Below are 21839 nucleotides of genomic sequence, written 5' to 3' on the forward strand. Positions count from 1 at the left end.
ATTTTCTATGGAGCAGCGCTTTACGGAGGTTTCCGCAGCGGTCGAAAGTTTGTTAGCCGGTGAAGCTCAGGCGATACAACACCTCAGTCAAACAATTTTACCGCAAATCCCGTGGGTGTTAGAGATTTTGCTGCCACACCGCGGACATGTGATCGTTTCTGGAATGGGGAAATCGGGCTATATCGCACAAAAGATTGCCGCGACGTTGACCAGTACCGGAACTCGAGCGGTCTACCTCCATCCCGCGGAGGCGATGCACGGCGACCTGGGAATTTACGTGGAGGGCGATCCAACGATTATTTTGTCCAAAAGCGGTGCGAGTGAAGAAATTTTGCGCCTGATCCCATTGCTGAAACGCTATCGTTCTCCGATGATTGCAATTACCGCCAAAAAGGAATCTGAATTAGCGCGGCACGCCGATGTCGTAATTGATATTGGAACTGCGATTGAAAACGATCCAACAGGGATGGTGCCGACAACGAGTGCCGTGGTTTCGTTAGCGGCGGGCGATGCGATTGCCTGTGCGTTGATGCGGGCGAAAGGGTTTTCTAAAAAAGATTTTGCAAAAATTCACCCGGCGGGCCAGATTGGACGCAATCTGCTATTAACAGTGCATGACGTGATGACGCCGCTTGAAGATGTCGCGGTTCTAGAATTAGAAGACACGCTTCGCGAAATCGTCATCGCCGTAACGGAAAAACCGCTCGGAGGTGCTCTTATCCTCAAAAATGATGGAAGCCTTTGGGGGCTTGTGACGGATGGCGATATTCGTCGTGCCCTGAAGCTCGACAAATCTATTGATAAAATTCTCGCAAAAGATATAATGACGACCGAGCCAAGGGTGACCACAGAGGGTGCGTATCTCGGTGAGGCGCTTGATGTCATGGAGCAGGGCCGTTCGCAGGTCTACGTTTTACCGGTCATCGACGCACACCATCGAGCCGTCGGATTGCTCCGCCTCCACGACGCATACCGGGCATAAACGGTATGGGGTTGTAGCTTGGCCGATACGGGAAGGGATATGGAAAGTCCGATCAATTTGACGGGGAAATTGCTCGTCGCGACGCCGAAGCTTCGTGACCCGTGTTTTACACATACCGTAATTCTTTTAATTTCATGTAATGGGCTAGGTGCAACGGGAATTATTCTCAATCGCCCACTCAAACGTTCTGTTGATAATTATGACTTGGAGTACAAATTACCGACGGTTTTGGATTCACCGGTCTATCAAGGTGGCCCGATTAATACCGATGAGTTATCAGTATCGGCGTGGATTTGGCATAAGAATGATCGTCTTTTCGAGTTACGGTATAATTTAAAAGAAGAAGATATCGAGGTGTTGGATACAGAACGTAATGAAATTCAGATTCGGTCCTTTTGGGGCCATGCGAGCTGGGGGCCGTTTCAGCTCATTGCGGAAATTTTGAATGGGATGTGGTATCCGGTGAAAGTCGGGACGATTTTCGGGATGAAGGAGCGCGGTGAAGATCTTTGGCGGGCGGTTGTCGAAAAAACCAATCCGGCGATGCTTATGCTCAACGATTTCCCAGACGATCCGGGCTGGAACTAGCGAAAGGACTTGCAATAACAGAGCGATGTGCCACAGTGGCCAGCGACTGTTATGGATAAAAAAAGTTCGCTGATCGGGGCGATTTGCCTCCTTGTTGCCTTCTTTCTTATGGCCTGGGATAGTGCTCCGATTCCGCGGAATTATCCGCCCGCACCGACTCTAGAACCCGTAGAACATCACCGAGCTCCGGAAGTTGCCTCGATTGACGATGTCGGTATTGAAGTGAAGCCGGAACCGGTCGAGGAAAAAGTCGTACCGAAACCGGCGTCTTTTGTTCACCTAGAGAACGACGAAATCTGCGTCTGCTTAAGTTCCCTGGGCGCAGGAATCCAAGACGTTCAAATCAAGCAATACCCAAAAAAACGCAAAGGGACGGAACCCTTTGTTTTCAATGAAAGTGCGCCCTGGCCGGCATTATCGCTGGCGTTTGGACAACATGATCGCTGGCTACTCGGGAACTACACAGTTACACAGCGGACGCCGACGCATGTGGTATTTCAAAAACGCCTGAAAAGCGGTATTGTGGTTGAGCGCGAATACCGACTGTCCCAGGGCGATAATGCTTACGTTATCGATACAGCGACACGCCTGAAGAACAATAGCCCCAAAAATCTGGGTTTAGGAGATGTTTTTATCCATCTCGGTTACTTTCCAACGACAGAGGGCGACATGATGGGGGAATATTTGAATTTTGGTTATTACGACGGCAAAAAGGCACATTTCCTAACGCGCAACGATTTCCGTGCGAGTAGTGGATTTTTAGGTCTCGGTAAAGCATCGGCCAAAAACGTCATTACCGGTGATGATAAGGTCGTTTGGGGTTCCGTAAAAAACCAGTTCTTTACGGGGATTTATACTCCAAAAACGCCGGGGAACGGATTTGTCGCACTACCCAAGGAGCTTGAAAATACGACATCGAACGAAGAAAGTGTCATGGGAAGCCTTCGGTTCCCGGTAGGTGTTTTGCAATCGGGGCAGGTCAAATCTTTAGAAGGGGAGTTTTATATCGGTCCCAAAGATTACGTTTTGCTAGATCGATTGGGACAAGACCAAGATCTCGTCATGCAATTCGGAGTCTTTGGCTTTGTCAGTAAGATGCTCCTGCTTTTGATGAAGGGAATTTATACACTTATCGGGAATTGGGGTGTTACAGTGATTCTCCTTACGGTAATCGTCAAGTTGTTGTTGTGGCCACTCACGACAGCGCAGGTCCGTTCATCTCGAAAGATGACGCGACTTCAAGAACCGCTCAAAAAATTGAAAGAAAAGTACCGCGACAATCCGCAGAAACTTCAGGCGGAAACGCTAAAACTTTTTAAGGATAATCGTGTCAATCCTGCTGCCGGTTGTCTTCCGGTTTTTATCCAAATCCCGATCTTTTTAGGGCTTTATTTTACGCTGCGGACGACCGCGGAGATGCGTTTCGCCTCATTCTTATGGATTCCCGATCTCTCGTTACCGGATACCGTGGTGCGCATTGGGGCATTTCCCATTAACATATTACCGCTGATTATGACAGCTTCGATGATCTGGCAGATGAAGGTCATGCCATCCGTTTCGGTCGATGGCGCTCAGAAGTGGGTTTTTAAACTAATGCCGGTCCTATTTCTCGTATTTTGCTATAACTTCCCCGCGGCACTGGTTTTGTATTGGACGGTGCAAAATTTGTTGACGATACTACAGCAAATGATTCTTAATAAGAAAAACGACGAGGCTCTGTTGCTCGACGATATGGGCGCGGTTGGGACGAAAAAAAGAAAAAATTTTTAGGAGAATTTTATGTCAGGGCATAGTAAGTGGGCAACGACGAAGCGCCACAAGGCTGCCGTCGATTCGAAACGCGGTAAACTCTTTAGTATTCTCAGCAAGGAAATTGCGATCGCCGTTCGGGATGGCGGTAAGGATCCCGAATTTAATCCGCGGCTCCGAACGGTCATTCAAAAAGCCAAGGCCGCAAACATGCCCGCGGAAAACGTTAAAAAAGCGATTCAAAAGGGGACCGGTGAAATTCCAGGAGTTGTTATCGAGGAGCTCATTTACGAGGGTTATGGTCCCGCAGGCGTCGGGATGATCGTCGAAGTTACAACGGATAACAAAAACCGGACAGTTTCGGATGTCCGCAGTACCTTCAGTAAATGTGGGGGTAATATGGCGGGAGCCGGAGCGTTGGCCTTTAGCTTCCAACGCAAGGGACAGTTTATTATCGGTCACGATAAAGTCGCCGAAGATAAGCTCATGGAAATTGCTCTCGAAGCCGGTGCCGAGGACGTCAAAACGGAGGATGATTGCTATGAGGTGCTTTGTGCAGTTGCGGATTTTGATACCGTAGCACGTGCATTAGAAGAGGCGGGTATTGAGGTCGAATCGTTAGAGTTGGCCTATATCCCCAATAACACAATCATGATCGAGGATCTCGATATTGCGAAAAAGGTTTTGCGGATGGTCGAGCGTCTCGAGGACCTCGATGATGTTAAAAACGTCTTTGCGAATTACGAGATTGCGGAGGCTTTGATGGATCAATTGGGTGAGGAAGCGTAGTTTTGGGGCGAAATTGTTAAAAGTTATTGAAAATTTCTCACGTTCACATTTAATAGCAGTGTTTAGAAGCGTTTTATGATACCAGGTTATTTTTGGCTGATTCCGCTTTCGGCGGTATTTGTGTTATATGTTGCGGGACGCCTATTCCGGATGATGAAGTCCGAGGCACCGGGTACCGAGCGCATGATTGAGATCGCAACCTACGTTCATCGCGGGGCGCTCGCGTATTTGAAGCAGCAATATAAGGTGGTTGGTCTGGTATTTCTCCTAATTGCGGGATTTTTGTCGCTGCTAGCATATCGTTTTCACCTTCAGAATCATTGGGTGCCATTTGCATTCATTACAGCTGGTGTTTGTTCTGGTTTAGCGGGATTTATCGGGATGCAAACCGCGACACAAGCTTCTTCCCGTGCAGCCTTTGCGGCTTCACATTCATTGAACGATGGATTGCGCGTCGCATTCCGGAGTGGGGCCGTGATGGGGCTTACGGTTGTCGGCCTCGCGCTTTTGGACTATTCTTTTTGGTTCGTCGTTCTGAATTTATTTGATACCGATCCGGCAGATAGCGTGAATCGGATGATTACATTAACTGGGACGATGCTTACCTTTGCGATGGGAGCTTCGTTACAAGCTTTGTTTGCACGTGTTGGTGGTGGGATTTTTACTAAAGCGGCCGATGTCGGAGCGGATCTTGTTGGAAAAGTCGAAGAGGGAATCCCGGAGGATGACCCACGAAATCCGGCTACGATAGCCGATAATGTCGGTGATAACGTCGGCGATGTCGCGGGTATGGGTGCCGATTTGTATGAATCGTACTACGGGGCGATGCTTGCGGCGGCGGCGCTTGGGGCCTCGGCATTTGCGCGTGGCAGCATCGTGATGCAGATGAAAGCCATTTTAGCGCCTCTGTTGATTGGTGCCGTTGGAGCGGTACTTTCGGTAATTGGAATTTTCGTCGTCCGAACGAAGGAAGATGCGTCGAGTTTAGACCTCCTCAAAGCGCTTGGTCGCGGCATTAAACTCAGCGGCCTATTTATTCTTGTTGCGGTATTTTTGATTTTTAAACTGTTGGGGTTTGAGAATGCCCTTGGCCTTTGGGGTGCTGTTGCAGTAGGTTTAATTGCGGGTGAGATCATTGGAAAGTCGTCGGAGTACTACACTTCTCAGGCCTATTTCCCAACGCGAAATGTTGCGGAACAATCGCAAACAGGGCCCGCGACCGTTATCATTAGTGGGATCGGTGTTGGTATGTTGTCGACAGTTATTCCGGTTATTATCGTCGCCGTCGGGACTCTAACGGCGTTTTATCTTGCACAGAATATCGGTCCGGAGCGTGATACGATCATGGGCCTGTACGGAGTTGCCATCGCCGCGGTTGGTATGTTGTCGACCTTAGGTATTACGATGGCGACCGATGCCTACGGACCAATCGCCGATAATGCGGGTGGAAATGCAGAGATGAGCGGACTCGGAGAAGAGGTGCGTCATCGTACAGATGCGCTTGATGCTCTGGGAAATACAACTGCGGCAACAGGTAAGGGCTTTGCGATTGGTTCTGCGGCGTTGACGGCCCTAGCGCTTTTGGCGTCGTATGTTAGTGCGATTAAGAGTGGCCTTATTGCTTCGGGGACGCAGTACCTTGTGCTCAATGGAAATGTTTTAGATGTCCCAACGCTTAGTCTCGAGGATATCATTGCGTATTTTCAGATTAATTTATTGAACCCGCGGGTACTCATGGGGCTCTTTATTGGATCGATGTTGGCCTTTGTTTTTTGCGGTCTATCGATTAATGCTGTTGGGCGTGCAGCGGCAAGCATGGTGGAGGAAGTACGTCGACAATTCCGCGAAATTCCAGGCATCATGGAGAATAAAGCCGTCCCAAACTATGCTCAATGTGTCAAAATTTCGACCTCGGCCGCTCAGCGCGAAATGCTGTTACCGTCGTTATTAGCGATCTTTTCGCCGATTATCGTCGGGATTGTCTTGCGTGTCGCTGGTGTTGTCGGTCTTCTTGCAGGTGCCGTCTCGACGGGCTTTGTTTTAGCGATCTTCATGGCCAATTCCGGTGGAACCTGGGATAACGCCAAAAAATATATCGAGGAAGGTGCGATGGGTGGCAAGGGCTCTCCGGCATACAAGGCCGCTGTGATCGGTGATACCGTGGGCGATCCGTTCAAAGATACCGCAGGTCCGAGCCTTAATATCCTCATCAAGCTCATGTCGATCGTTTCGCTCGTAGTTGTCGGTGTAACGCTTGCGTTTGAGAAAATTATCTAGCCTTTTTCGTCAAAAAGTATGCGCTGAAAACGTAGATTAGTACGTACGCTAGGGGCATCGAGATCATTGTATTGACGTTGAAGACAGCGGCATGGTCGTTGTATATCAGGGCCTGCCGTAATAACATAAGCGTAAAGACGGTACCGAAGTGCAATCCAATGGCGGCCTTTAGAGTTTGCGTTGTTGAAGTGATAGCTGCGAGCAAAAATCCAAAGGAAAACAATAGCCCAAATTGTGCCCATCGGATCGAGAAAACGGTTTCAAAGAGGTAAGAGTAAAGATACTGGAACCCGCTCCAAAGGCCGATATCTTGTTGGACAATGGGAGCGGGGCGGAAGTGTAAGTAAGCAAAAATAAGCGACGAAAAAATAATCGCGATGATTTGGGGACAGTGCATACGCAGCGACTGAAAAATCATCCCGCGGAAAATCCACTCTTCTAAGACTGCGACAACGAGTGCCCCAAGGAAGGATTTAACCACAAAGTACGGTGTTAATTTCTGAAAAAGGATGTTGTTATCAGGGCGATTAGAAATTACAACCCAGCCGCAGAGAATGAGTACTAAAACCGCTCCAATAAGCGCATAGCAAAAAAACGTTACAGAAGTTTTTTCTGATTTTGGGGAGAAGATCGGTTGCTGCCGGTATTGATACCATAGAGAGGGGAGAAATAAAAGCAATGCACCGAGACGAATACGTTCGAAAAAAACTCCAAAACCTTTACCGATCCAGTGTGCTAAGGTAGGCGATGGCCAATGAGCTTCCCAGAACAGAGCGCCATGAAAAACCAAGGGTGTTAAAATGGCGGCAATAACGAGCGAACAGAGATAATAAAAAAGCAACCGGACGAATAGATCGGATTTCACGGATTTTTACGGTAAATCCGTTCAAAAATTGTCAAATATAGAGCGCACAGAAGGGAGATATTAACCCGAGATTGACACTATTGAGGCCATCTGCATGGTGCCCCATATGAAGGTTTTGGTTACCGGTGGGGGCGGTTTTCTCGGTTGCCACATCATCGAGTTACTGCAACACCGCGGGTATGATATCCGTGCGATGGGTCGTCACAAACAGCCGGTCCTCGAGTCTCGCGGCGTCACTTTCATGACCGGTGATGTATCCTTCTTGGAAGACATCGAGCGTGCCGTCGACGGTGTTGATGCCGTTTTTCATGTTGCGGGTCGTGCGAGGATGGACATGGATTACCAGGCCTACTACAATACGCACGTCGTTGGAACCAAAAACGTTGTCAGCTCGTGTGAAAAGTATGGCGTTTCGAGGCTTGTTTTGACGAGTTCTCCTGCGGTTGTTTTTAACGGTCGTGACTTTTCTGGAGACGATGAATCGCTGCCACTCCAAAAACACTACCATTGGCCGTATGTTACGACAAAAGCGCAAGCGGAGGCCCATGTTTTAGCGCACAATTCGGCACGGTTGAAGACGGTTGCCATTCGCCCCCATCTCATGCTCGGCGAGGGCGACCCCCATCTGATTCCTAATGTTTTACGGCGGGCACGACGGCAGCAGCTCAAAATTGTCGGTGATGGCGAAAATCTTGTCGATATCACATTCGTTAAAAATGCTGCACACGCACATCTTCTTGCATTTGATGCCTTGGAGCGGGGTGTTGCTGGCGGTAAGGCGTATTTCATCGGCCAAGAGCGGCCCGTAAAGCTTTGGTCTCTGATTAATATGATCTTAGAAAGTGTTGGACTGGAAAAGGTCCAGGAGCACATCTCGTTTCGCCGAGCATATTGGGCAGGGTTGGCGATGGAGGTGTTCTATAAGCTATTTTTGCGTCTCAAAATGCCACCCATGACGCGGATGTTGGCAACGGTTTTGAGTAAGAATCACTATTTTTCGCATGAGCGCGCGTACCGGGATTTGGGTTATACGCCGCTGATAACGATCGAACAGGGGCTCGCAGAGCTTATTCAGGGATTAAGATTACGACGAAAGTTAGGTCTCAAAAAGTGAGATTACAAACGCTATTCCATATTTTTGGTGTGTCATTTTACACATTGCTTTCGCGAATTACCGGTCTACTGCGCGACATTTTAATGTTTTCGGCCTTCGGGACGAGCGCCTTAAGTGCGGCTTTTCTTAATGGATTTACGCTGACAAACCTGTTCCGGCGGCTTTTTGGCGAAGGGGCGCTCACGTCGGTCTTAATCCCGGCATTTTCTAAAGAGTACCACGTCGAAGGGAAAGTGGCCGCGTTCCAGTTTCTCAACCAGGTCATGTCGCGATTAATGCGATTACTTCTAGCGCTCGTTGTGATTGGAATTGCGTTATTTTTATGGGGATATTTCTGGTCGACGACGACCGATAACTGGCGGTTAACGTTCCGTTTTTGCGCAATCTTGCTGCCGTATATGTTTTTCATTTGTATGGCAGCCGTTCTGTCTGCAATTTTGAATGTTTTTGGACGTTTTTGGTTTGCGGCATGTAATTCGATTTGGCTCAATTTGAGTATGATTGTGGCCCTTACGATGGGGTTCTGCTTCCCTCCCGAAGTGTCAATTTATATCCTTTGTGGTGCTGTATTAATCGGCGGTGTTATTCAAATGGGATCCCTTTGGTACGCGCTGAAGCCACACGATTGGTGCTTTCACTGGGATTTTTCGAAGAGCGAACGTATTGACGCGTTTTGGCGCATCCTATTGCCGGGACTTTTAGGAGCAACGATTGTTCAGATCAATACAGCGACATCACAGGCGCTTGTGTATGATGTCAGCGCGAGTGCCGTCTCAATTCTCTACCTCGTTAACCGGCTTATTGAGCTCCCACTAGGATTGTTTGCCATTGCGGCGACAACGGTTATTTTCCCTCGCCTTTCGCAATTGGAGGCACAGAATGCGCAAAACGCGCTTAAAACGGAGTTTGAAAACGGAATTTCGCTCATTCTGATGATTCTGTTTCCATCAGTGTTAGGCCTTATAAGTCTCAGCAAAGCGATTTTAACGCTCTTGTTCCGTTGGGGAAATTTTACAACGGGCGATGTTGCCATTGCGGTCCCCGTACTCGATGTTTTTGCGCTTTCGCTCCCATTTTACGCGCTTTCGATTTTTCTCACGCGGGCCTACCATAGCAAAAAAAACATGGTTCGACCGATGTGGTACTCGGCGATTAACTTTGTCGTTAACCTACTCCTAACACTGGCAGTACGGCATTCCCTCGAGGCTCTGGGTGTCGCAATTGCGAACTTTTTATCGATTATTCTGCAAGTTGCCTTATTGCGCTACGGGCTTCGGTCCTACGAGGCGTTCCGTACATCGATTTTTAGTTCCCCAAAGGCAATTCGTTATTTAATCGCAAGTTGTGTGATGGGAGGATGTGTAGCAATCGTAGATCATCTACTTGTGGGGCAGATGATGAACGAAAAATTATGGTCATTGACCAGTGTCGCTGTGAATGTGCCCCTCGGGGTTATTTTATATTTTACCTTTGTTTATGTTCTATCGCCTTTCGAAGAGCGCCAGGCGCTTTTGCAATTAGCAAAAATGTTTATAAAAAAAATCAAAAATCTGTCGCCGCGCAGATAAAAGATGACAAGTATGAATTTTTAGTTAACGTCGCGCGGCATGAGATATTTTGGTACCGATGGGATTCGCGGTCGATTTGGCTCCTTTCCGATCGAGTTGAACTTTTTAAAAAAACTTGCTTCGGCGCTAGAGCGTTGCGGCTCATTTCAGCAAGTTGTGATTGGTCGCGATACACGAGGTTCTGGAGTGGCGATTTTCGATGCTCTTGTGGGTGGTTTTTCTAAAAACATCACGGTTTTTGATCTTGGGATTGTCACTTCACCCTTGCTCTCCAGAGCCGTTATAGAAACGAAATCCGATTTCGGCCTCATGATTACCGCCTCACATAATCCTGCCTCTGATAATGGTGTTAAAATTTTTGGCTCACATGGGGAAAAAATCGACAAGGAATTTGAGGCGAAACTCGAATCAGAAATCGATCGTCTTCGAGATGAGGATATGCCATCTTTGAAAGCCTCAGTTAAAGAAGTACAGGTCAAGCCAAGATACGTAGTTTCTCCCAAGATCAAGAATCGCTTCCGCAAAGTTGTCATCGACAGTGCTAATGGTTCCACTTTGGAATTTGCGCAGCAGGCGTATGATTTTGAGACAACTATTTGGCTTGGTGATCATCCCGATGGAGTGAATATAAATCAGGACTGTGGCAGTGAACATCCCGAAGCGTTACAGGCGGCTGTACGGAAAACAGGCGCGTCTTTGGGAATTGCCCATGACGGTGATGGCGACCGGGTTTTAATTTGTGACGAGGAAGGGACGATCATTCCCGGCGAAGTCCTTTTGGGGTTAATTGCGATAGACCTTCAGCGGCAAGGATGCCTCAAAAATGGCGCAATTGTGACGACGGCAATGTCTAACCAAGGTCTTGCTCGAAGCCTCGAAAAGTATGGCATCAAAGTGCTCTTATCCGATGTTGGCGACCGTAATGTCGCGGCAATGATGCAGCAAGAAGGGTGTAACTTGGGCGGCGAAAATTCGGGACATATCATTTTTTCGGATGCAGCACCAACGAGCGATGGGATTCAAACGGCATTACTTTTCCTCGAAGCGGTGGCGCATTTAGATGTTTCACTAAAAAAATGCAGCGAGATAATCGCATTGCTTCCACAAAAAGTGTGTAGCCTCCCAGTACGCAAAAAAATCCCCATTACCGAGCTCCCTGAGCTGAACAATATTATTCAATTTGAGGCAGAACAACTGCGCAACCAGGGAAAAGTATTTGTCCGTTATTCAGGGACAGAACCTAAGCTGCGCCTCCTCGTCGAGGCTCCAACAGAGCAACTCGCGGCACAAATTTTAACAAAAATCAGAAATGGTGTGGTAAATTGTAAAAAAATTGCATAATTAGAGCTGTGGATACACGGATGCACTCACGGTGGATCGGAAAAATTGAGGCTTTATGTCGTGCAGAGAATTGGGATTACGCGCAGTTTTTGTGCATGGAGTTTTTGTTTCAGTCGCCTAACGAGCTTGCTGTCCGTCAATGTTTACAGGAGACGCGTGCACATATACCCTCTCGCCGTTCCCTACGCCATTGGGGTTGTTGGGGAAAAACGTTTTTAGGGATTTTATGGGATTTGTGGCACCTTAAAACACGTCACCGAGAATTGTTATCGAAATTGGATCAGTTGTTAAATGCGATGCCGCGCTGTTACTTTCTTTGGCGCGTGTTAGCCGAGGTCGCATCGAGCTTTGCACTTTATGAAACGGCGATTTTTGCAATCCGGGAAATCCCAGAGCCAGAGCGGAATATTGCCGATAAACTGCTCATGGGGGAGGCGCTTTACGAATCAAACGACTATGCGGGGGCTGTTGAGATTGCAAATCAAGTGTTAGCGCAAACACCGGATCATATTCGAGCGCGCGATTTGTTATGGCAAGCGTCAGTTGATCAATCGATGATGCATGAATTGGTCTAAAAGGGATATTTGAGAATGAAGCAAAAGTTGTGTATCGCTTCGATGAACTCGGAAAAACTGGAAGAGCTCAATCAGTTACTGGGAGGCTTTTTTGAACTGCTTTCGCTAAAAGATTTTCCCACTATGCCGGAGGCGGAAGAACCGTACGATGATTTTTTACGCAATGCTGCTTTCAAAGCCCGTCATTACGCAAACACGACGAATATGTTAACGCTTTCCGAGGATGCTGGTCTCTGTATCGATGCGCTTAACGGATTTCCAGGTGTTTTTACGAAGCGCTTTATCACGCAAAGCAAGGGTTTGGCGAATGCTTATAACCAGCTCGAAGAATTGTTATCCATAAAAAGCGACAGAGGTGCACATTTTATCTGTGAAGCGGTGTTCTATGACCCCGTTCATGATTGCTATTTCCGTGGCCTGGGAATCATGTCGGGAAAAATATCCTTTCCGGCGCGTGGCAATCACGGATTTGGTTTCGATCCAGTCTTTATTCCAGAGCATTATGATCAGACGATTGCGGAGCTGGGCCCCAAAGCGAAACAGACCATTGGCCATCGTGGCCAGGCGATTCACGCGTTACTCGAAAACTACCAAAGACATAACGTAACCGATATCTCACTTTCTTAGCGTCTCCTCAAAACGCTCCTGGTGGGCGAGACAGGACTCGAACCTGTGACCTACTGGGTGTAAACCAGTTGCTCTAACCAACTGAGCTACCCGCCCGACGGCTATAAAACTAGGTGTGTGCTGTGATGTGACAAGCTTTAAACGTCACGTTTTGAACTAAAGGGTTGTCAAGAGGCCAGTTTTACAAAGAACATTCCCGAGTGAGAAATCATGTTGGTGTGTTGCTATTGTTGATTGCACAGACAGTATGTGCAGAGAATCCCTCGAACACAGAAATCGCAGCACCAGAAGAAGATGCCTCACAAAAGTTGACGCAGATGTCGGCGACTGGCGGCGCGAAATTACAGGTTCGTGGCGTGACCGTCGAGGCCGATCATTTTTCAATGCACGATGGCAGTATTTTTGCCGAAGGTGATGTGCGCTGCGTTGGCGATAATTTTTATATCCTGTGTGACAGTGTAAGCTGGTCAATGGATGCGAAAGAAATTCACGCCAAAAATGGTCAGGTTCAGATCGAGTTTTTGGGTTGTACCGCCGAAGAATTAAAGATCGATGACGAGGAAGTTGCGCTCCGTGGAGCGGACGTTTATGCCCAGTTAGGTCCCGGTAGTCCGCACCTGAGCAGTCAAAGCGTGCGTTACTATCGGAAGAGGAATCGGATTGCGATTCGTGGTGGAAAATTACGTATCGGTCGCATTCCCGTCCTAGTTTTCCCTAAAGTTAACACGGATCCGCGTTTTTGGACAGCGATTGAAGTGTATGCCAATGCGGGACGCACTAAAAGTAAAGGTGTTTATTTGCAGAGTGAGGTCAAGTTCCACGTTTTATCTGATCTCTATGCGGGATATATCGCAGATTACTATAGCCGCCGAGGATATCTATTGGGGCCTGTTTTAAAGCTTCGAAGCGACCGTCCTCAAATCAAGGGGTATTTCGATTTCCGAGCGGCAACCATTCGCGACCATGGTAAAGATCGAGGCGTTGACGTCGATGGGGTTCCCATTGAGAAGCGTCGAGGATTTTTAGACGTTCGGGGCAACTATCACTTCGGTGAACATGCGGATGTCATTTCGGATTTTGTGTGGACCGGAGACAGCCGGATGTCCGGGGATTTTCGCCACAATCTTTACGGCGACTGTCGTGTCCGTGATTCGTTTTTAGAGTACGACATTCGTGGACAACAGACGCTCATAACGGCGTTTATGCGTCCCAAGATTAACCACTTTCAGCGATTTCCCGAAGAATTACCTTCATTGCGGCTGAATTATTTCCCCCGCGAACTCGGCGATTCAGGGATCTATGCCTCAGGTTTGTTCGACATTGCTCGTATCAAAGGGCATGACCAGGACTCACGCGAAGCGATTGAAAGTAATCGCTTCGATGGCTATGTGGGCTTGCGTTATCCCGCGGAATTTGAGGGAGTTCACGTGATGCCGACTGTTGGGACGCGTTGGACGGACTATAGTGGTTATGGTGGTCGCGCGCTGGGCGAGCTTGGGCTCGACCTGAACACCGAATTTACGGGGTTTTACCGTAAGGGCATTGCGGGGCTTGGTATTTTATCTTGGAAGCACATCATCCGTCCGACGATCCAGTATCGCTACTGTCACTTTCTAGGTGCGCAGCGCTCTATACCGCATTTAATGACGAAAAAGGAGATATTTTTCCCGAGCCTTGACCTCGCTGAGCGTCGGGATGTCGACGATCTCACGGGGCAGCACATTATTCGCCTTGGCCTTGAACAGGACTTTTGGGGGCGGAAAAAAAACAAAGTTACGAAGCTCGCGTCCTTTAATTTCTACCAAGATTTCAATCTCCAGCGCTTTCGGCAGCGTGATAATTCGAAACCTGATGCAATCGGTGATTGTTACCTGGTAACAGAACTCGCATTACGGCATTGGCTCCGTGGTCAGTTCTATCTACGCGGGAACTGGAAGCGTTCGTTGATCGAAGAATTCGGGATTCACGATGAGATTGCGAGCGGCGACCTTTGGTCACTCGGGACCTTTGGTCGCTTCCGCCGTCACAAGTACCACGAGATCGGGGCGGAGTTCAATTTTCAACTCAACGTTTTATCATCATGCGGCGTAAGGACAAAGTTCGATGCACAACACGGGCGTTTTTTATCAGCAGAGCTTTTTTACAATCTGTTATACGGTGGCATTTGGGATCTGCATTTTTGCTTAAAAATTAAAAATCACGCACGTCGCGATACCCGAGTCCAGCCGGGTTTTTCGTTCCGGCTGAAACACTGGTAATGCCGCAAAAGCTATGGATTTTGACGGGGTGTACCGCCGTTGGCAAAACGGCTTTATCGCTCGATCTCGCCAAGACACTCGATGCACCGATTTTGTCCTGCGACTCGGTACAAGTCTACCGTGGTGCTGACATTGGTTCTGCGAAAATTCCAGAAGCAGAGCGCGAAGGTATTCTTCACTATGGCCTCGATCTCTGTAATCCAGATCAGACCTTTAGCGTATCTGCTTATCAGGATTATGCCTTAACAATAGCTGCTTCGCTGAAAGGCAACTTACTCGTTGTTGGCGGTACAGGGTTTTATTTAAAATCTTTTTTCACTCCGGTAACCGATGCAATTGAGGTGCCTCAAGAGGTCCGTACGGAGGTCGAACACTTTTATCAACAACAGGGATTAGCCGGGCTCCAACAGGAAGTTTTGCGCTATGGTCCCGTTGAAATGAATGCGTCCGATTGGAATAATCCGCGTCGCCTCTTATCGGTTTTAGGAAAACAGCGCGTAACCCAACAATCGCAAAAAGCCCTAAGACAGCAATTTCTACAGAAAAATCGAGATCCCTGGGAACGTTTTTCGAAAAAGGTGATTGTTTTAGAACGTCCACAAGCATCCCTAGACCAACGCATCGAGCAACGCGTCGAAGTGATGTTTCAAGCAGGATTTTTAGAGGAAGTAGCCTCGTTACGTGAGACTTATGGTGACCGTTTGTGTCCTCCCCTACGTAACGCAATTGGATATCGGGAGGCACTACAATTTCTTGAAAAAGAAGGGCATGATCTCGAGAGATTGAAACAGGAAATTATCCACGCGACGCATCAATTGACGAAAAAACAAAAAACTTGGTTTCGAACACAAATACCAGTCGACCTACGCCTCGACGTATCGCACGAAAGTTTTGACTTCCGGGATGTGATTTTTAACAAGGTGGGGCTATGAGTTTAAAAATTGCCGAATTCGGCGTTGGACTTGTTTTATTGATCATCGGACTTGCGTTCATCTTTAACACAGAGGGGTATGGGCGCGGTTTGCGCAAATTTATACGCTCTTCAACGGCCGGTACGGTGACATTTTCAGCTGCAGGACTCTGGTTTTTAGGGCATGTTGCAACGCTCGGAGAATCCGATTTTGGGCGCTATAAGTGGCTCTTTTTTGCGTTTTTCACATTTATTATCATTGTCACATTACAGAAACTGCGTGATTTTCTTGCGGTGCGCGGATCGGCTGTTTTAGCGCTCCTAACGTCGAATGAGCTTCTCAAAGCGGCTTTTTTACAACCCCAGGAATCGCGACTTGTTCTTGTTACGTTCGTGTATGGAATGATTGTTTCGGGGATGATTTTCGGCGGATGGCCCTACAAGGCACGGGAGGCATTAGATTTCATTTACGCGAGTACGGCGCGCGCTCGGTTTTTGGGCATTTTGACAGCAGGCTACGGTCTATTGGTTTTGAGTACTTTATTTTGGTAAAGCGATGGAATCCGATTGGCTCGATGTACGAGCGAAACTAGCCGATTTGTTTTTGAAAGCAGCGTTACGGACGGGGACTTTCGATAAGAGTTTTGATCCGGAATTACGCATTTCGGAGCCGAGATTTGGTGATTTTCAAGTCAATGGTGTTTTAGGTTTCGCGAAAAGACAGAAGCAAAACCCGAAGAAGTTAGGGGAGGTGCTACTTGCGGTGGCACTTGAAGATCCCGCATTAAACACACGGTGTACATTGGAGCTTTCTGGTCCGGGGTTTATTAATATTCGTCTCAAGGCAGAGTTTTTATTCCAATGGCTCCAGCAGTTTGTCGGCCGTTGTGAGCTCAATACGCTTGCGGGGCAGACGGTTGTGATCGATTATTCGAGTCCAAATACGGCGAAAGAGATGCATGTTGGCCATCTTCGCTCGATGATTATCGGTGAATCGATTCAGCGTCTTTTACGTTTTGCGGGCGCGAAGGTCATTCGTGACAATCACCTAGGCGATTGGGGAACGCAATTTGGGATCCTCATTATGGCCGTAAAGCGGGCACACCTCGATATTACGCAATTGGCAACAGATGCCCTTGAGGCTTTTGAGCGCCTCTACCGCGAGGGCGTTGCGCTGACGCAACAGGATGCACAGGCCTTAGAACAAGCCCGTCAAGAACTGGTTAAACTTCAACAGGGTGATCCAGAAAATCTAGCGATTTGGCAGAAAATTAACGAAGCCTCTTACCGTTCGTTTGATGAAATTTACCGCCAGATGGGCGTCGCTTTTGATTATGTTTTAGGGGAATCATTCTATCGCGACCGCGTCGATCGGATTTATACAGAGCTACAAGCAGTTGGATTAGCCGAGGAAAATGAGGGCGCTCTCGTGATTTTTCATCGGGAACACGAACGCTTTAAGGATCAACCGTTTTTAATTCGAAAATCGGATAGTGCGTCGAATTATGCAACAACGGATCTTGCCGCTGTCTTGTACCGTGTTGAGGAATTCCATGCGGATGAGATCATATACGTGACGGATGGTCGGCAGCAGGACCACTTTCAGCAGCTCTTTTTATCCGTTGAGAAATGGTTTCAGAAAAAACACCGCTCGGTACCTGTTTTAAAGCATGTGTGGTTCGGAACGGTACTGGGGGAGGATGGTCGTGCGATTAAGACGCGCTCTGGAGATCCGGTAAAGCTTCGGCAGTTGATGGACGAAGCGATTCATTGGGCTTACGCAATGGTCGACAAAAAAAATCCTGAACTTGCTGAGTCCGAAAAGCAGGAGATTGCACGCGTAGTCGGCCTGAGTGCGATCAAGTACGCCGATTTATCGCAAAATCGGACGAATGATTACGTTTTTTCGTGGCAGAAAATGCTCGCGCCTGAAGGCAACACAGCACCTTATCTGCTTTATGCGGTGGCGCGCCTCAATGCGTTATTTCGCAAACTTGGCGTCGATCCGGAGCAACCCTCTATAGGAGCGATTACGACATCGGAAGAGCGTACACTTGCTTGCCAAATTATTGCATTTCCCAGCGTCGTTCGACAGGCTATTGATGATCTTCGTCCGCATTACTTATGCACCTATCTCTACAATTTAGCCAGCGAATTTTCGTCTTTCTACAACGCCAACCGCATTTTAGGAGAGGCAGATACCGTTCGGAATACCCGGTTATTGCTTTGCCAATTTACGCGCTATGTTCTTAAAACAGGATTGTCGCTGTTAGGCATCGAAACGATCGAAAAGATGTGATGTTGCTGTCCAGGGCAATCGAGCGCTTTTTTGTTTGTCTAGAGCTCGAAAAAGCGGCGGCTAAAAATACAATCGATGCGTATGAAAGCGATTTGCGGTTATTGCTAGCTTTTACGGGTGATATGGGGATCGCGGAGTTGTCCGCAGATCGTATTCGGAATTGGATGGGAAAGATGCTGGAGTCAGGATATGCTCGGGCAAGCATGGCGCGCAAGCTGATTGCCGTTCATGCATTTTTACGTTTTTGCGTCCATGAGCAATGGATTCGTGAGGACTTCGCAGAGGGTATTTTTCTTCCCAAACCGCAGCAACGTCTGCCGGAGACTCTAAATCTCCAAGAAATTGAAGCGATTTTCGCCGTACCGGATCAAAATACACCTGAGGGGCTCCGCGATTACGCAATGTTAGAGCTCATTTACAGCAGCGGTTTACGTATTTCTGAAGCCTGCAATCTAGAAATTCAAAATCTCAATCTTGAAGAGCACTTTATTCGCGTCGAAGGTAAAGGCAGTAAGGAGCGGTCGATTCCGTTAGGCACTCGGTCAATTGATGCGTTACGACGATATCTTGTTCAAGCACGGCCCTTGCTTATGAAAAAAACTACCGGAAGTGCACTCTTTTTAAGCCGTCGCGGTGGACCGATTTCTCGTAAAACATTTTGGGCTAAGCTCAAAGATTACGCTTCGCGTGCCGGGGTAATGAAAAATACAAAACCCCATATGCTACGCCATTCTTTTGCGACACATCTCTTAGAGCACGGGGCCGATCTACGTGTCATTCAGGAAATGCTGGGACATGCAAATATCGCGACGACCGAAATTTATACTCATGTAGATCAGCAGCGGTTGTTGCAACAGTATGAGCAATTTCATCCACGTGCACACCTCGATATTGATGATTAAATTCTGAGCGGTTCTGGGGCTTCGCAGGCAATTTGAATTTGCGAACAACCAGATTTTTTCAGAATATCGAAAACCGCCACAACGGATTGTAATGGCGCCCATGCGTCGGCTAAAACAAGGATGGTAACATTTTTTGACGGTTGGCGACTGAGGAAGCGGCGAACAATGGGTTCGAGATGATCAATTTTGACTCGTTTCCCATCAAAAATAACCATGTTGTTGATGCCGAGATTGAGCACACCAGTGGTTGCCTGTAGACTTTGATGTTCGGTTTGTGGCAATTGGATTGTAATGCCGGGCGAACCGACAAAGCGTGAACCTAAAAGCGAGAGCCCAAAAATAAAGAGCAGAACCGCGATAATTGCATTGGTGTCGGCGGTGGCGCGTGGCTTTTCGAGATTCGATTGTGACTGAAAATTGCGAAGTGGCATTATTTCTTCCCGACAAATACGAGTTGAAGGCACTCGTTGTACGTCCACTCGAGCTGGTAAATAATCGCTTGCACCTTCCCGTAGAGAAATGTGTAGGCGATGTTAGCAAACGCACTAATGGCAAGACTTGTAATGATCAGCAGCATTCCGCTAGTGATTGTGTCAGCAAAAATGTCTGAGTTCGTGTAGGTTAAACCCGATATTTGTAGTGTTTTGAATGCGGTGTAAAAGGACAACACAATGCTAATCATCCCGACAAGAGGCGCAATCTTAGCGATGGTCAGAATGGGTAAAATACGTCGTTCACAGCGGGGAATTTCGAGTAATGCAGAGGCCTTAATGCGGGCCTTGAGTTCGCTGCCGGGGAGTTCGCGATCCATGAGAGCGGTGCGGATAATGTTGGCTGCGGGAGAGCCTTCTTGTTCGCAGAGATCGATGGCTTCAGCGACTTTTCCCGAAGAAAGAAGATTCCGAATGCCTTCGAAAAAGATCGTTACGTCGATGTTGTAACGTCGAAAGAAGAGGAGTCGTTCGAGTGTTAGAATAGTTCCGATGGCGGCGAGGAGCCATAAAAATCCCATAGCGCCGTAACCGAGTGAGAAAAAATGCCACGAAAATAACGACATCGCCTTATCTTTCTCCGAAGAAATCAATCCTGAAAACGGAGACAAGTTTCAAAAATTAATGTTTTGATTTAGCGGAATTTCTCACCGAGTTCATCCGGTGTAATGTGTTGTTGGCCTTCGGGCATGAGGGCAACAATGCTTTCGCAGACATTTTTGAGTTCGCGAACGTTTCCGGGCCAGCTATATTTTTTGAGAAAATAAAAGACGCGATCTTCGATGGTGAGGTCGGCTAATTGGTTTTCTCGACAAAAATAGTGGATGTAGTGCGTGAAGAGCAGCGGAATATCCTCCGGACGTTCGCGTAGGGGAGGCGATTTGAGCTCCAGGACGTCGAGGCGGTAGTAGAGATCTTCGCGGAAGGTCCCTTCCCGGACCATGTGGGCAAGATTTTTATTGGTCGCGGCGATAATTCGAACGTCAATGTCACGTGTTTTATTGCTGCCGATTCGTTCGAGTGATTTGGTCTCGAGAAAGCGAAGGAGTTTGACCTGAATGTTGGCATCAATTTCGCCGATTTCGTCTAAAAAAAGTGTACCGTGATTCGCGGCTTCGAATTTCCCGATACGCGCTTCCGTAGCGCCTGTAAAAGCACCTTTTTCATGACCGAATAATTCGCTTTCGAGGAGTAGGGGGGGCAGTGCAGCACAGTGGACAGTAATTAGGGGGCCTTGAGCGCGTGAACTGGATTGGTGGATCGTTTGGGCTAAGACTTCTTTACCCGTGCCCGTTTCGCCGTAAATGAGGACGTTAGCGCGGTTGTTCGCGATCTTTTTGGCATTTTCAAGGACCTGGTAGAAAGGTGAATTCGGTGCTGCAATGACCGTTAAGGATGGAGGAAGCGTTTCACTTTTTGTCGAAGATTCTAGTTTAAATTCCGTTTTTGAGAGAGGAGCTTGTTCAACCGCTTGTTTGAGGGTAATTTTGAGCTTTTGGAAGTTTAGGGGTTTGGTGACAAAGTCAAATGCGCCACAGCGCATTGCCGTGACGGCAGTGTCGACATCCCCAAAGGCAGTCATCATAATGCAGGGAATATTTTTTTTCGCAGCCGCTTGAATAATAGTGAAACCGGAGGTATTGCCCCCGAGACGGAGGTCGGTGATGATGACGGAAAAGGTTTGTTTTTGTAAAATCTCGAGCGCTTCTTCGACACCTGATGCGAGTGAAACGGTGTAGTCCGAACTTAAGAGGCGTTTTAGAACCTCACGGGTATTTTTTTCATCGTCGACAATCAGTAACGGATAGGCCGTCATAAAGCGTCATCGTCCTCCGATTCCTGGTTTTTGCAAGACTCCATTACCTTAATCCAAACCTCGCGGAGATCAAAACACGCAATAAGAGCATCGTGAAAAACAACATTGATTTTTAGCGTTTCTTTGGGGATTTTTTGAATGATATCCATGGTAAGATTGAGAATCTGGAGGGCATTTTTGAAGTGGCAAACCGCTAAAAAGTCATCGCCAGCATCCATACAGGAAATCCCAAAGAGTGCACTCCGTTCACCGTTATTGAGAAGTTGCGCGTAGGTCCAACAGAGTTTGACGTCCGTCGTTTTGGAGCTCTCGAGATAAATTTCCCAGTTTTTGGTGAGAAAATGGTACAGTCCGCGGGTAATCGTGGTTACCGGATGGGTATGGATCGTATTGGGTTCTTTGGCGTCATGAAAGATTTTTTTGACAAAAGAGGCGTCGTCTTCTCCCTTGACCCACCCCATCTGTAGCGCGATGTGATCCATATGGTTGACAATATTACGTGATGAGACGAAGAGGTTTAAAAATAAGGAGACCTGAAGATCGTTTTTCGCAATATACTGTTTCCAATCCTTTTCCGACCAAGTCGCGTTAAAATCCTCTTCATCATCGAAACGATAGGCATCATCGAAGTCGCTCATGGCATCACAACCTAAGCACAAATACCCTTTTTGACTAGCAAAATCCAGGA

At 47.7% G+C, this 21839-nt stretch carries 20 protein-coding genes and 1 tRNA gene; 15 read left to right on the forward strand and 6 right to left on the reverse strand.

Translation table 11 applies throughout. The annotated features are described in order from the left end of the window. Nucleotides 1-7: 7 nt before the first annotated feature. The 5 genes from LW808_003300 (at nucleotide 8) to LW808_003320 (ending at nucleotide 6385) form a co-directional block, all read left to right on the forward strand. Complete coding sequence (locus LW808_003300; GenBank protein ID UPA28304.1) at nucleotides 8-982, forward strand: KpsF/GutQ family sugar-phosphate isomerase; 975 nt, start codon at nucleotides 8-10, stop codon at nucleotides 980-982. Between the two features lie 39 nt (nucleotides 983-1021). Beyond that, the gene (locus LW808_003305; GenBank protein ID UPA28305.1) at nucleotides 1022-1570 is read left to right on the forward strand and encodes a YqgE/AlgH family protein; all 549 of its coding nucleotides are present in this window, start codon (nucleotides 1022-1024) and stop codon (nucleotides 1568-1570) included. Nucleotides 1571-1621: 51 nt separating this feature from the next. Further along, on the forward strand, nucleotides 1622-3340 hold the full coding sequence (gene yidC / locus LW808_003310; GenBank protein UPA28306.1) for a membrane protein insertase YidC: 1719 nt from the start codon (nucleotides 1622-1624) through the stop codon (nucleotides 3338-3340). Nucleotides 3341-3349: 9 nt separating this feature from the next. Beyond that, nucleotides 3350-4108 carry a YebC/PmpR family DNA-binding transcriptional regulator gene (locus LW808_003315; protein ID UPA28307.1) on the forward strand — a complete coding sequence of 253 codons (759 nt, stop codon included), beginning with the start codon at nucleotides 3350-3352 and terminating at the stop codon, nucleotides 4106-4108. A 75-nt stretch (nucleotides 4109-4183) separates the two neighbouring features. Further along, nucleotides 4184-6385, forward strand: coding sequence for a sodium-translocating pyrophosphatase (locus tag LW808_003320; protein UPA28308.1), 2202 nt, complete (start codon nucleotides 4184-4186; stop codon nucleotides 6383-6385). Here the strand turns inward: LW808_003320 and LW808_003325 are convergent. Beyond that, entirely contained in the window at nucleotides 6378-7250 is an 873-nt protein-coding gene (locus tag LW808_003325) for a CPBP family intramembrane metalloprotease (GenBank protein ID UPA28309.1), read from the reverse strand. The genes LW808_003320 and LW808_003325 overlap by 8 nt on opposite strands. Before the next feature lie 106 nt (nucleotides 7251-7356). Here LW808_003325 and LW808_003330 point away from each other — a divergent pair, with 106 nt between their 5' ends. Genes LW808_003330 through LW808_003350 form a run of 5 tightly spaced genes read left to right on the forward strand, consistent with a single transcriptional unit; the run spans nucleotide 7357 to nucleotide 12475 of the window. Beyond that, the gene (locus tag LW808_003330) at nucleotides 7357-8364 is read left to right on the forward strand and encodes an NAD-dependent epimerase/dehydratase family protein (GenBank protein UPA28310.1); all 1008 of its coding nucleotides are present in this window, start codon (nucleotides 7357-7359) and stop codon (nucleotides 8362-8364) included. Further along, on the forward strand, nucleotides 8361-9932 hold the full coding sequence (murJ, locus tag LW808_003335) for a murein biosynthesis integral membrane protein MurJ (GenBank protein UPA28311.1): 1572 nt from the start codon (nucleotides 8361-8363) through the stop codon (nucleotides 9930-9932). Before LW808_003330 ends, murJ begins: the two co-directional genes overlap by 4 nt. A 39-nt stretch (nucleotides 9933-9971) precedes the next feature. Next, on the forward strand, nucleotides 9972-11273 hold the full coding sequence (locus tag LW808_003340; GenBank protein ID UPA28312.1) for a phosphoglucosamine mutase: 1302 nt from the start codon (nucleotides 9972-9974) through the stop codon (nucleotides 11271-11273). Nucleotides 11274-11293: 20 nt separating this feature from the next. Then, on the forward strand, nucleotides 11294-11848 hold the full coding sequence (locus LW808_003345) for a hypothetical protein (protein ID UPA28313.1): 555 nt from the start codon (nucleotides 11294-11296) through the stop codon (nucleotides 11846-11848). 15 nt (nucleotides 11849-11863) lie between these two features. After that, nucleotides 11864-12475 (forward strand): non-canonical purine NTP pyrophosphatase, encoded by a 612-nt coding sequence (locus LW808_003350; protein ID UPA28314.1) that lies wholly within the window; start codon nucleotides 11864-11866, stop codon nucleotides 12473-12475. Nucleotides 12476-12494: 19 nt separating this feature from the next. Here LW808_003350 and LW808_003355 read toward each other — a convergent pair. Then, nucleotides 12495-12571: transfer RNA gene (locus LW808_003355), tRNA-Val, on the reverse strand. Nucleotides 12572-12675: 104 nt separating this feature from the next. Between LW808_003355 and LW808_003360 the strand changes: the two genes are divergently transcribed. Genes LW808_003360 through xerD form a run of 5 tightly spaced genes read left to right on the forward strand, consistent with a single transcriptional unit; the run spans nucleotide 12676 to nucleotide 18844 of the window. Next, nucleotides 12676-14733 (forward strand): hypothetical protein, encoded by a 2058-nt coding sequence (locus tag LW808_003360; protein UPA28315.1) that lies wholly within the window; start codon nucleotides 12676-12678, stop codon nucleotides 14731-14733. Further along, on the forward strand, nucleotides 14733-15665 hold the full coding sequence (gene miaA / locus LW808_003365) for a tRNA (adenosine(37)-N6)-dimethylallyltransferase MiaA (GenBank protein ID UPA28316.1): 933 nt from the start codon (nucleotides 14733-14735) through the stop codon (nucleotides 15663-15665). Before LW808_003360 ends, miaA begins: the two co-directional genes overlap by 1 nt. Continuing rightward, nucleotides 15662-16195: a hypothetical protein gene (locus LW808_003370; protein ID UPA28317.1), complete on the forward strand. Its 534-nt coding sequence runs from the start codon at nucleotides 15662-15664 to the stop codon at nucleotides 16193-16195. The genes miaA and LW808_003370 overlap by 4 nt, the downstream gene beginning before the upstream one ends. A gap of 4 nt (nucleotides 16196-16199) precedes the next feature. After that, on the forward strand, nucleotides 16200-17942 hold the full coding sequence (argS, locus tag LW808_003375) for an arginine--tRNA ligase (GenBank protein ID UPA28318.1): 1743 nt from the start codon (nucleotides 16200-16202) through the stop codon (nucleotides 17940-17942). Beyond that, nucleotides 17942-18844, forward strand: a complete 903-nt coding sequence (gene xerD / locus LW808_003380) for a site-specific tyrosine recombinase XerD (GenBank protein UPA28319.1) — start codon at nucleotides 17942-17944, stop codon at nucleotides 18842-18844. Before argS ends, xerD begins: the two co-directional genes overlap by 1 nt. Here xerD and LW808_003385 read toward each other — a convergent pair. From LW808_003385 to LW808_003400, 4 genes are all read right to left on the reverse strand, one after another. Further along, nucleotides 18841-19275 carry a biopolymer transporter ExbD gene (locus LW808_003385; protein ID UPA28320.1) on the reverse strand — a complete coding sequence of 145 codons (435 nt, stop codon included), beginning with the start codon at nucleotides 19273-19275 and terminating at the stop codon, nucleotides 18841-18843. The two genes, xerD and LW808_003385, sit on opposite strands and share 4 nt — an antisense overlap. After that, nucleotides 19275-19856, reverse strand: coding sequence for a MotA/TolQ/ExbB proton channel family protein (locus LW808_003390; protein UPA28321.1), 582 nt, complete (start codon nucleotides 19854-19856; stop codon nucleotides 19275-19277). Before LW808_003390 ends, LW808_003385 begins: the two co-directional genes overlap by 1 nt. A gap of 113 nt (nucleotides 19857-19969) precedes the next feature. Then, a complete protein-coding gene (locus LW808_003395) occupies nucleotides 19970-21151 on the reverse strand; it encodes a sigma-54 dependent transcriptional regulator (protein ID UPA28322.1) in 1182 nt (393 codons plus the stop codon). Next, nucleotides 21148-21789, reverse strand: coding sequence for a hypothetical protein (locus LW808_003400; protein ID UPA28323.1), 642 nt, complete (start codon nucleotides 21787-21789; stop codon nucleotides 21148-21150). Before LW808_003400 ends, LW808_003395 begins: the two co-directional genes overlap by 4 nt. Nucleotides 21790-21839 lie beyond the last annotated feature (50 nt).

The organism is Verrucomicrobiota bacterium, assembly GCA_021294815.2.
In the GTDB taxonomy this organism is placed as follows: domain Bacteria; phylum Verrucomicrobiota; class Verrucomicrobiia; order Opitutales; family LL51; genus LL51.